This window comes from Rhizobium leucaenae USDA 9039 (assembly GCF_000426285.1).
GTDB classification, from domain to species: Bacteria; Pseudomonadota; Alphaproteobacteria; order Rhizobiales; family Rhizobiaceae; genus Rhizobium; species Rhizobium leucaenae.
The window spans coordinates 70314-80740 of sequence record NZ_AUFB01000023.1 but is presented as its reverse complement, the minus strand read 5'-3'; the positions used below and the strand labels follow the sequence as shown (position 1 = coordinate 80740).

The following is a 10427-nucleotide window of genomic DNA, read 5'->3' as shown; positions in this document are numbered from 1 at the left end:
GTCGCCTCGGAAGTGCGCAAGCTTGCCGAACGTAGCCAATCGGCGGCTGCCGAGATCAGCTCGATGTCGAGCGATACCGTCAAGGCTGCCGCCGAAGCCGGCGAGATGCTGGGCCGTCTGGTGCCGGACATCCGCAAGACGGCCGAACTCGTCTCCGAGATCAGCGCTGCCTGCCGCGAGCAGGATATCGGTGCGGCCCAGATCAACGAAGCGATCCAGCAGCTCGACAAGGTGACGCAGCAGAATGCGGGCGCCTCGGAAGAAATGTCGGCCACTTCGGAAGAACTGGCCGCCCAGGCTGAAGAGCTGCAGGCCTCCATCGCCTTCTTCAAGGTCGATACTGCAGGCAGCAAAGTCAGCGCCAGGAAGTCGTCCACCAAGGCAGTTCACAAGGCTGTCGCCGCGCCGCTTGCCAACCGCCGCGCCACGCCTGCCGCTCCCGCGCAGACCGTCGCTGCCCAGCAGGCTCGTGCCAAGGGTTTTGCCCTTGATCTCTCCATGGGCGGCCCGGACGAAGGCGACCTCGAATTCAAGGAAAGTGCATGACCATGGCTACACCTGCTCTGGAAGCACAATTCGTCACCTTCAGTCTTGGCGAGGAAGTCTTCGCCGTGCCTGTCGAAGTGGTCCGCGAAATCCTCGACTATGCCGAGGCTTTCAAGATTCCGAACGGGCCGGATTACCTGCTCGGCCTGCGCGATGTGCGCGGGCAGGGCGTTCCGACCATCGATCTGCGGCTCAAGCTCGGTCTTTCCAAGACCGTGCCGACCCCGCATACCCGCGTGCTGGTGCTGGATATTCCAATGGAGGCCAAGGTGCTGACACTCGGCCTCGTCGCCGACCGCGTCTTCGAGGTCACGCCCTTCCGGCATGACCAGATCGAAGCGGCGCCGGATATCGGCGTGCGCTGGCGTTCCGACTACATCGCCGGGGTCGTGCGCCGGGAAAATGGCTTCGTCGTCATCGTCGATCTCGCCCGCTTGCTGTCGCGGGAAGACACCGTCACGCTCGATCCGCATCGCGCCGGCCATGCCGCATAGGAATTCGCAAGGGAGTGGATGGATGGGAACGGCCGTCGTTCAGGAGAGCCAAATTATCGGGGACCGCATCAGCAAGCGGAATTTCGAGAAACTGGCGCGTTTCATCTATGACTATAGCGGCATCAAGATGCCGTCGACGAAACTGACGATGCTGGAGGGGCGGCTGCGGCGGCGCCTGCGCGCGACCAGCATTACATCGTTCGACGAATATTGCGATTTCCTGTTCAATCATGGCGGCCTCGAACAGGAAACGGTCTATCTCATCGATGCGGTAACGACCAATAAGACCGATTTCTTCCGCGAAGCCAAACACTTCGAGTTCATGCAGACCATGGCCTTGCCGATGCTGATGCGCGCCGGCCATCGCCGCCTCCGCGCATGGAGCGCCGCCTGTTCGACCGGGGCGGAGCCCTATTCCATGGCGATGGTGATGGAGGAGTTTTCCGAAAGCGAAGGCGGCGTCGACTATGCGATCCTGGCGACCGATCTCAGCACCGATGTGCTGCAATCGGCCAGGAGCGGCATCTACATGGACGACATGGTGTTGCCGGTTCCGGCCGAGCTGAAGCGCAAATATGTGATGACTGCCAAAGCCCAGGACAGGCGGGAGGTGCGCATCACGCCGCGGCTGCGCTCGAAGATCGGCTTCGGCCGGATGAACCTGATGGATGAGAAATATCAGGTGGGCGATGCCATGCACATCATCTTCTGCCGCAATGTCCTTATCTATTTCGATAAGCAGACGCAGGCCGGCGTTCTCTCGCGTCTTTGCGATTGTCTGGCCTCCGGCGGCTATATGTTCATCGGCCACTCGGAATCGATCACCGGCTTTGATCTACCGCTGAAACAGGTCTCCAATACCGTCTTCCAGCGAATCTAGAGCAGGCCGTTATGCCGAAGAAAATCCGCGTCCTGATCATCGATGACTCCGCCAGCGTGCGTCAGACGTTGGCAGCGCTTTTGTCTGACGACCCCGAGCTCGAGGTCATGGGGGTGGCGAACGATCCCTTCATGGCTGCGCGCAGGATTCAGGAGGAGGTGCCCGACGTCATTACGCTGGATGTGGAGATGCCGCGCATGGACGGCATCACCTTTCTGCGCAAGCTGATGTCGCAGCGGCCGATCCCGGTCGTCATGTGCTCGTCGCTGACGGAGGCAGGCTCGGAGACGTTGCTACAGGCCTTGGAAGCCGGCGCGGTGGATATCATCCAGAAACCGCGGATCGGCGCCGCCGACTATCTCGCCGAGGAGGCGATGCGCATCCGCGAGGTGGTCAGAAGCGCATCGCATGCCAAGATGCCGAATGTCCGGCGTACCGAAGCGCGGTCGGCATCCGCTTCGGGACCGGCCAAGAAGCTGACGGCCGACGCCATGCTGCCGCCGCCGACCGGCCGCGCCATGGCGAAGACGACGGAAATGGTCGTCTGTGTCGGCGCCTCGACGGGTGGCACCGAAGCGCTGCGCGAGATGCTGGAGGCGCTGCCCGCCAATGCGCCGGGCATGGTCATCGTTCAGCACATGCCGGAAAAATTTACCGCCGCCTTTGCCAAGCGGCTGAACAGCCTCTGTGAAGTCGAGGTCAAGGAAGCGACCGATGGCGATCCCGTTCTGCGCGGCCATGTGCTGATCGCCCCCGGTGACAACCATATGCTGCTGGAGCGGCAGGGTGCGCGTTACCATGTGGCTGTGAAAAAGGGGCCGCTGGTTTCGCGCCACCGGCCCTCGGTCGATGTCCTCTTCCGCTCGGCGGCACGGGCGGCCGGATCGAATGCCATGGGCATCATCATGACTGGCATGGGCGACGACGGCGCGCGCGGCATGTTCGAGATGAAGCAGGCCGGCGCCTATACCGTTGCCCAGGACGAGGCGACCTCCGTCGTTTTCGGCATGCCGAAGGAGGCGATCGCCCGCGGCGGCGTCGACCGTGTCGTGCCGTTGGAGCAGATCGCCCGCGAGATCCTGATGGCACAGCAGAAATTCTAATGCATGTCGCGCAAAAGTGTGCTGCGGTTTTGCGAAAACGACATGCAAAAACAAGGAGCTAAAGCGTGGGAGCGAATCTGAAAGATCGCGACGAGCTTTAGGCTTGATAACTATCGCTTTGATCGGCGCGGACCGTGTCGCGAAGCCGGCCAGATGAGAAAACCAGGCCTTCCGCCTCGCTGTACTTGAAATTCCCCCGATTTTGTGGTCTTGAGGCCGCCAATCTTTATTGCGCTGCCGATCCCGCTCCGCCGGGGCCTGATTTCGGGTCCGGTCAGTGCCTTCTATATTATCCAAGGAAGCCCGATGGCCCGTTCAGCTCTTCTCAATGTCATGGTTCAGGCTGCCCTCAAGGCAGGCAAGTCGCTCAGCCGCGATTTCGGCGAAGTGCAGAACCTGCAGGTTTCGGTGAAGGGACCGGGCGATTTCGTCAGCCAGGCCGATCTCAAGGCGCAGAAGATCATCCATGACGAACTGCTGAAAGCACGGCCGACCTATGGCTTCCTCGGCGAGGAAAGCGAAGAGATCAAGGGTACCGACGGCGCGCATCGCTGGATCGTCGATCCCCTCGACGGCACGACCAATTTCCTGCACGGCATTCCGTTCTTCTCTATCTCGATCGCGCTGGAGCGTAATGGCGAGATCGTCGGCGGCGTCGTCTTCAATCCGGCGACGGACGAGCTCTACACGGCGGAGCGCGGCGGCGGCGCCTTCCTCAATGACCGTCGCCTGCGCGTCGCCTCGCGCCGCGTGCTTTCGGATTGCGTCATTGGCTGCGGCGTGCCGCATCTCGGCCGCGGCAACCACGGCAAGTTCCTGGTCGAACTGCGCCATGTCATGGGCGAAGTCGCCGGCATTCGTCGCCTTGGTTCGGCAGCGCTCGATATCGCCTATGTCGCGGCCGGCCGTTTCGACGGCTTCTGGGAAGTTGGCCTGTCACCCTGGGATATGGCGGCCGGCATCCTGCTGGTGCGCGAGGCGGGCGGTTTCGTCTCGGATTTGGACGGCGGCACCGATATGATCGGCAACGGCTCCATCATCTGCGGCAACGAGCATATTCAAAAGGCGCTGGCCGAGGTCGTCAAGCGGCCTATCCCGACGAAATAAAAGATCGCGTGCCAGCAATTGCCTGCGACAAAACAGGCTGTTGCCAACGGATTGTTTTGTGTTTTCCGTCTCTTCAATTCGGCACAATGTTGCTCTAGTCTCCGGGGCGGAGAATGCGGAGGCAAAGCGTGCGATGGAAAATGTAAATCTGGGGGATCTGGGGTCGACCGACAATGTGTCGGGCAATTATACCTACAAGCTCTCCAGCCCGATGGCCTTCTTTTGGACGATGATCCTTTTCCTGGTCATCGTCAGTTTTATAGTAGCGATCCTGTTTCGCCAGGCCCAAGTCGCCTTCCTGCATAATCCCGGCCTGAACGGTTTGATCCTCGGGGTGCTAGCCGTTGGCATTCTGTTGGTCTTCAATCACGTCCTGATGCTCAGGCCGGAAGTCCGCTGGTTCAATCATTTCCGTGCCGTCGGCAATGCTGCCGACAAGGTCGGCCGCAATCCACGGCTTCTGGCGCCGATGCGGGCGCTGATCGGCAACCGCCGCGCCATGCAACTGTCGACGGCGACGCTGCGCTCAATCCTCGATTCAATCGCCACCCGCCTCGATGAGTCGCGCGACACGTCGCGCTATCTGATCGGCCTGCTCGTCTTCCTCGGCCTGCTCGGCACCTTTTGGGGTCTGATCGGCACGATCGGCTCGATCAACGACGTCATCCAGAGCCTAGATGTCGGGTCGGGCGATACCGGCGACATTCTCGGCGCTCTCAAGACCGGCCTTTCCGGCCCGCTGGTCGGCATGGGCACGGCGTTCTCGTCCTCGCTGCTCGGCCTTTCCGGCTCACTGATCCTCGGTTTTCTCGACCTGCAGGCCGGCCGCGCGCAGAACCGGTTCTACACCGAGTTGGAAAACTGGCTTTCTTCCGTGACCGATGTCGGCTCCGACATTGCTCCCGTGATCGAAGGCGCCAGCGGCGCATCCTCCGAGGATGTGCGGGTGCTTTCGGAATATCTGCGCAAGATCGCCGAAGAGGGCGGCGGCGGCCAGCGTTCGGTGACGGCGATGGCGAACCTCGCCGAGGGCATTCAAGGACTGGTCAAGAACATGCGCAACGAACAGCAGATGCTGCGCGACTGGATCGAGGCACAGCAGGAAGAGGCGAAATCGATGCGCCGCACGCTCGATCGCCTCGCCGACCGCATCAGCCACACCGAGAAGACCGGGAGCAAGTAAAACATGGCGCTCGCTCGAAACAGTCGCCATAAGAGAACGGTCGACTACTGGCCAGGCTTCGTCGATGCGCTCTCCACGCTGCTGATGGCGATCATGTTCCTGCTGACGGTGTTCGTCGTCGGACAGTTCATCCTGAGCCGCGAAATCTCCGGTCGCGACGAGGTGCTGAACCGCCTCAACAGCCAGATTAACGAACTGACGCAGGCGTTGGCGCTCGAAAAGAGCGGCAAGCAGGATCTCGAGGATTCCGTCGCCAATCTGCAAGCATCGCTTTCTATGGCGGAGGGCGAGCGCTCACGCTTACAGGCGCTGCTCGACGCCGGTTCCGGCAACAGCCAGGCTGCGCAACAGCGCGTGGGCACGCTGACGCAGCAGCTTGACGATCAGAAGCAGGCGAGCGCCCGCGCGCTCAGCCAGGTCGATCTTCTCAACCAGCAGATTGCCGCGCTTCGCAGCCAGATCGCCGCCGTCGAGGCCGCCTTGCAGGCATCGGAGGAGAAGGATCAGACGTCGCAGGTGAAGATCGCTGATCTCGGCCGACGGCTGAATGTGGCGCTGGCGCAGCGCGTGCAGGAGCTCAATCGTTATCGGTCCGACTTCTTCGGGCGCTTGCGCGAAATCCTCTCCGATCGCGACAATATCCGCATTGTCGGCGACCGCTTTGTCTTCCAGTCGGAAGTGCTGTTTCCCTCCGGTGCGGCTGATCTCAATCCGGACGGCCAGGCGGAGATGGTCAAGCTTGCCGCTGCGCTGATCGATCTTTCCAAGGAAATTCCGCCCGAGATCAACTGGGTGCTGCGTGTCGACGGTCATACTGACAATGTGCCGCTCTCGGGCAGTGGCCGCTACCCTGACAACTGGGCACTATCGTCGGCCCGCGCCATCGCCGTCGTCAAGTTCCTGATTGCCCATGGCGTTCCTGCGGATCGGCTCGTCGCCGCCGGCTTCGGAGAGTTCCAGCCGATCGCTCCGGGCGATACGCAGGAAGCCCGCGCCACGAACCGCCGTATCGAGCTGAAGCTGACGGAGAAGTAACCGTCAGTTTCCGTCGCTCAAAATGGTATCGAGGCGCGCCTGCAGGAATTCGCGGACGGCGGAACTGTCACTAAGTCCGATCGCCGTGCGGTAGGCCGCAGCGGCGCTCTCCGTTTCTCCGGCTTCCGCAAGCAGATGGGCGCGGACGGCCCAATAGGGTTGGTAGCTGAGGATATCGCGCTCAGCCAATTGGTTCAGCTTTTGCAATCCAGCCGCAAGCCCCAGTGCCTGGCCAACAACGGCAGCCTGGCTGACTCGGGCACCAACGGTCGGTTTCATCAGCACGAGTGCTTCATAGAGCTTTGCGAGCGCCATCCAGTCCGTCACTCCGGAGCGTCGGCGTTCGCAATGGACGGATTGGATGGCCCCCTGGCATTGAAATGGGCCGAAGTGGTCGAAAGCGCCCGCCTGCCGCAGCAGGCCGTCGGCTTCGGCCATCATGATGGCGTTCCAGCGCGCGGTATCCTGTTCTGCGAGCGGCACATAGCGGCCATCCGCATCCCGGCGGGCGGCGCGGCGGGCTTCGCAGTAAAGCATCAGAGATAGTAATCCGATCGCCTCCGGCTCCTGCGGCATGGTTGCGAGCAGGGCACGGCCGAGCCAGATGGCTTCGTCTGCCAGAGAGTTGCGCTTGCCATCTTCGCCATCGAGCCCGTCCCAGCCGAGACCATAGGCAGCATAGATCGCGGAGAGAACGCCCGTCAGCCGCTCCGGCAGCAGGGAACGATCGGGAACGCTGAAAGGTATATGCGCCTCGCGGATCTTGGTCTTTGCCCGAACCAGTCGCTGGCTCATGGTCTCCGGCGAGACGATGAAAGCCTGCGCTATGGTTCTGGCATCTACGCCGAGAACCGTCTGCAGCATCAGCGGCGTATGAACGGACCGATCGATCGCCGGATGGGTGCAGGTAAACAGCAGCTTCAGCCGCTCGTCGGGGAAGGCGGGGGCATCCGCATTCATGCGCTCCTCCGCTTCCTCGAAAGCCAGAGTGATCGTCTCGCGGGCGGCGGCTTTGACGTTTGCATGCCTTGCCGCGCCATAAAGATTGCGCCGCGCAGCGACCAACAGCCAGGCCTCGGGATTGTCGGGAATGCCGCGCTCCGGCCACGCATTCAACGCGGCGGCAAGCGCGTCTGACAGCGCATCCTCCGCCGCTGGAACATCGCCCGAGCGCGCCGCAAGGAAAGCGATCAACTTGCCGTAGGATTGGCGCGCCACCCTTTCCGTGGCGCGTCCAACGTCATGGTTTGTGACCATCTCACATCTGCAGGCGCGGCCGTACTTCGACGGATCCCTGCTGGGAAATCGGTACGCGCGCCGCCCATTCCAGAGCCGCGTCGAGATTTGGCACATCGATCAGATAGAAGCCGCCGAGCTGCTCCTTGCCTTCCGGGAAAGGACCGTCCTGCACATCGTGGTCTTCCCCACGGCGGCGGACGACCGTTGCGGTTTCCGGCCCGGTCAATCCGGCGCCGCCGGTCATGATGCCGGCCTGGACGAGCGCCTGGGTATATGCGATCCAGCCGTTCTTATAGGCGGGATCTTCGCGGCGCTTAAAATCCTCGGCCGCTTCACGGATGATCAAGGCATATTGCATGGGGAAACTCCTGCTCGCTGAGTTGCGGTTAGCCGGACTGGATGCCGTATCTAAGAAGCAAATGCCAAGATGTGCAACACCGCCGACGAAACGGCTTCATGCCCGTTCCGATACTATGAGGTGCGAGGAAGGCCGATTTCGACAGGCCGGAGCCGATCTTTCAGAATTTTTTAGCCGGAATACTGAAACGGCCGGCACACCAGAAGGCGGCCGGCCGTAGAAAACTGTGCGGCAGATGCCAGACGAAAGGTCTCAGGCAGCGGCAGTCTGATCGTCGGTGGCAGCGCCGCCAACATGGGCCTTGATCGATTCAATGGCATGCAGGGCCGAAGCCTTCGCCTTATAGCCTTCGGAGACGAACATGGTTTCGCCGTTGGAGGCCTTGAACCGGAAGCGGAATTCTCCAGCCTTGTCCTTGTAGACTTCAAATTTATACATGGTCCCGTCTCCTTGAATCGCATCAGTGCGAGATAACAGCAGAAATCTAGCTCAACTTTGGAGCTATTTCCACCAGTTGTAACCGGCTGACTTATTTGACGGCAAGCATGCGATCCTCGATGCCGGCGTCGAATTGCAGCCGCGCCAGCTTGGCGTAGATGCCGCCGTGATGGATGAGGCTCTGATGCGTGCCTTCTTCGACGATGCGGCCCTGATCGAGCACGAGGATGCGGTCGGCCTTTAGAACCGTCGCCAGGCGATGGGCGATGACGAGAGTGGTGCGTGTTTCCATCAGGCCATCGAGTGCCTTCTGCACCAGCGTCTCGCTCTCGGCGTCGAGCGCCGATGTCGCTTCGTCGAGCAGCAGGATCGGCGCATTCTTCAGGATGGCGCGGGCAATGGCGATGCGCTGGCGCTGGCCGCCGGAAAGGGTAATGCCGCGCTCGCCCACCTGTGTGTCATAACCCTTGTCCAGCCGGGAGATGAATTCATCGGCCTGAGCTGCGATCGCGGCGGCACGCACCTCATCGCGGGAGGCTCCGGGGCGGCCGAAGGCGATGTTGTCGTGGATCGAGGCGGCGAAAATGGTCGTGTCCTGCGGCACGATGGCGATGCGGTCACGCAGGGCATCGGGCAAGACGCGGCTGATATCGATGCCGTCGACGGCGACACTACCCTGCTGAGGATCGTAAAAGCGCAGCAGCAGCGAGAAGACCGTGCTTTTGCCGGCACCGGACGGGCCGACGATCGCCACCGTCTCGCCCGGCTTGACGGAAAGCGACAGGCCATGCAGCGCCGATTTGCCCGGCCGCGACGGATAGGAGAAATGCACGTCGGAGAATTCCACCCGACCCTGCGGTGGCTGCGGAAGCGGTAGAGGATCGGAGGGGACGGCGATCGGCGAGACTTCAGCCAGAAGTTCGCCCAGGCGATCGGCCGCGCCGGCGGCTTGCGAAAGCTCGCCCCAAACTTCGGACAGCGAGCCGAGCGACGTGCCCGCGATGACAGAGTAAAGGAGGAACTGACCAAGCGTGCCCGCCGACATCGTTCCGGCGAGAACATTCTGCGCGCCGACCCAAAGCACGGCGACGATGCTGCCGAAGACCATGGTGATGGCAAAACCAGTCAGCAGCGAGCGGGATTTGATTGCGGCGCGCGCCGCCTGATAGGCATCCTCGACCGCAGCGCCATAACGCTGTGCCGCCGCCGCTTCGCCGTTAAAGGCTTGGATGGTACGGTTGGCAGCGATGGTTTCGTTGGCATAGGCGGACGCATGGGCGAGCGTATCCTGGGCTGCGCGTGAACGCTTGCGCACAGAGCGGCCGAAGCTGACAAGCGGCAGGACGATGATCGGGATGGCAATCAGCACGATGCTCGACAGCTTCGGGCTGGTGACGATCATCATGCCCACGGCGCCGAGACAGAGAATGAGATTGCGCAGCGCCACCGAAGCCGTTGCACCAACGGCGGACTTGATCTGCGTCGTGTCGGCCGTCAGCCGCGAGACGATCTCGCCGGATTGATTGACATCGAAGAAGGAGGGCGACAGCCGCGTCACATGATCGAAGACCTCGCGGCGCATATCCGAGACGATGCGCTCACCAATGGTGATGACAAAATAATAGCGCAGTGCGCTTGCGATCGCGAGGACGACAGCCATAGCCATCATCGCGGCGAAATAGCTGTCGATGAGACCGCGATCGGACTGATCGAAGCCATGGTCGATCATACGCCGGACGGCAAGCGGCAAGGCGAGAGAGGTGACGGCAGCAACGGTCAAGGCGATCAGCGCGCCCAACACCATGCCGCGATAACGCCTGAGATAGGGTGCCAGGCGCCGAAGCGGCCGAATGGATCTGCGTTTTCTATCGTCTGTCTGGCCCGTCTCTGACAAGTCGTCTCCAATCCCCATATCAGCAAGGGACTTCGCTCTTTCGCCCCTTGTTATCCTTGCTGCCTTCATGTATAGGCACGCCATCTTAATTGGAAGCCGTGGCCTCAATCGGACTGCGGCTTCATTTATTCAATCGGTTCGGTTGCCGCA

The 10427-nt window shown here is 61.7% G+C and carries 10 protein-coding genes and 1 pseudogene; 7 read left to right on the top strand and 4 right to left on the bottom strand.

Annotated elements, in window-relative coordinates:
- From K290_RS0126270 to K290_RS0126240, 7 genes and pseudogenes are all read left to right on the top strand, one after another.
- Positions 1-546 (top strand): annotated as a pseudogene (locus tag K290_RS0126270) (methyl-accepting chemotaxis protein); the annotation flags it as partial.
- The gene (locus tag K290_RS0126265) at positions 543-1040 is read left to right on the top strand and encodes a chemotaxis protein CheW (protein WP_028754616.1); all 498 of its coding nucleotides are present in this window, start codon (positions 543-545) and stop codon (positions 1038-1040) included. The pseudogene K290_RS0126270 and the gene K290_RS0126265, both read left to right, overlap by 4 nt.
- 22 nt (positions 1041-1062) lie before the next feature.
- The gene (locus K290_RS0126260) at positions 1063-1920 is read left to right on the top strand and encodes a CheR family methyltransferase (protein ID WP_028754615.1); all 858 of its coding nucleotides are present in this window, start codon (positions 1063-1065) and stop codon (positions 1918-1920) included.
- A gap of 11 nt (positions 1921-1931) precedes the next feature.
- Entirely contained in the window at positions 1932-3023 is a 1092-nt protein-coding gene (locus tag K290_RS0126255) for a protein-glutamate methylesterase/protein-glutamine glutaminase (RefSeq protein WP_028754614.1), read from the top strand.
- Positions 3024-3329: 306 nt separating this feature from the next.
- Positions 3330-4130 (top strand): inositol monophosphatase family protein, encoded by an 801-nt coding sequence (locus tag K290_RS0126250; RefSeq protein WP_028754613.1) that lies wholly within the window; start codon positions 3330-3332, stop codon positions 4128-4130.
- Positions 4131-4263: 133 nt separating this feature from the next.
- A complete protein-coding gene (locus tag K290_RS0126245) occupies positions 4264-5313 on the top strand; it encodes a MotA/TolQ/ExbB proton channel family protein (protein WP_028754612.1) in 1050 nt (349 codons plus the stop codon).
- Between the two features lie 3 nt (positions 5314-5316).
- Positions 5317-6348 carry a peptidoglycan -binding protein gene (locus K290_RS0126240; RefSeq protein ID WP_028754611.1) on the top strand — a complete coding sequence of 344 codons (1032 nt, stop codon included), beginning with the start codon at positions 5317-5319 and terminating at the stop codon, positions 6346-6348.
- A 3-nt stretch (positions 6349-6351) separates the two neighbouring features.
- On the opposite strand, the gene K290_RS0126235 is transcribed toward K290_RS0126240, so the two are convergent.
- From K290_RS0126235 to K290_RS0126220, 4 genes are all read right to left on the bottom strand, one after another.
- Positions 6352-7605, bottom strand: coding sequence for an RNA polymerase sigma factor (locus K290_RS0126235; protein WP_028754610.1), 1254 nt, complete (start codon positions 7603-7605; stop codon positions 6352-6354).
- Between the two features lies 1 nt (position 7606).
- Positions 7607-7945, bottom strand: coding sequence for a YciI family protein (locus K290_RS0126230; RefSeq protein ID WP_028754609.1), 339 nt, complete (start codon positions 7943-7945; stop codon positions 7607-7609).
- Between the two features lie 252 nt (positions 7946-8197).
- A complete protein-coding gene (locus K290_RS0126225; RefSeq protein WP_028754608.1) occupies positions 8198-8383 on the bottom strand; it encodes a YegP family protein in 186 nt (61 codons plus the stop codon).
- A gap of 91 nt (positions 8384-8474) precedes the next feature.
- On the bottom strand, positions 8475-10295 hold the full coding sequence (locus tag K290_RS0126220) for an ABC transporter transmembrane domain-containing protein (protein ID WP_425337610.1): 1821 nt from the start codon (positions 10293-10295) through the stop codon (positions 8475-8477).
- Between the last annotated feature and the right edge of the window lie 132 nt (positions 10296-10427).

Bases quoted from the DNA above. Each gene is read 5' to 3' on its own strand.
- K290_RS0126245 (WP_028754612.1), top strand. From the start codon at position 4,264: ATGGAAAATGTAAATCTGGGGGATCTGGGGTCGACCGACAATGTGTCG.
- K290_RS0126265 (WP_028754616.1), top strand. From the start codon at position 543: ATGACCATGGCTACACCTGCTCTGGAAGCACAATTCGTCACCTTCAGT.
- K290_RS0126260 (WP_028754615.1), top strand. From the start codon at position 1,063: ATGGGAACGGCCGTCGTTCAGGAGAGCCAAATTATCGGGGACCGCATC.
- K290_RS0126230 (WP_028754609.1), bottom strand. From the start codon at position 7,945: ATGCAATATGCCTTGATCATCCGTGAAGCGGCCGAGGATTTTAAGCGC.
- K290_RS0126255 (WP_028754614.1), top strand. From the start codon at position 1,932: ATGCCGAAGAAAATCCGCGTCCTGATCATCGATGACTCCGCCAGCGTG.
- K290_RS0126235 (WP_028754610.1), bottom strand. From the start codon at position 7,605: ATGGTCACAAACCATGACGTTGGACGCGCCACGGAAAGGGTGGCGCGC.
- K290_RS0126240 (WP_028754611.1), top strand. From the start codon at position 5,317: ATGGCGCTCGCTCGAAACAGTCGCCATAAGAGAACGGTCGACTACTGG.
- K290_RS0126220 (WP_425337610.1), bottom strand. From the start codon at position 10,295: ATGGGGATTGGAGACGACTTGTCAGAGACGGGCCAGACAGACGATAGA.
- K290_RS0126250 (WP_028754613.1), top strand. From the start codon at position 3,330: ATGGCCCGTTCAGCTCTTCTCAATGTCATGGTTCAGGCTGCCCTCAAG.
- K290_RS0126225 (WP_028754608.1), bottom strand. From the start codon at position 8,383: ATGTATAAATTTGAAGTCTACAAGGACAAGGCTGGAGAATTCCGCTTC.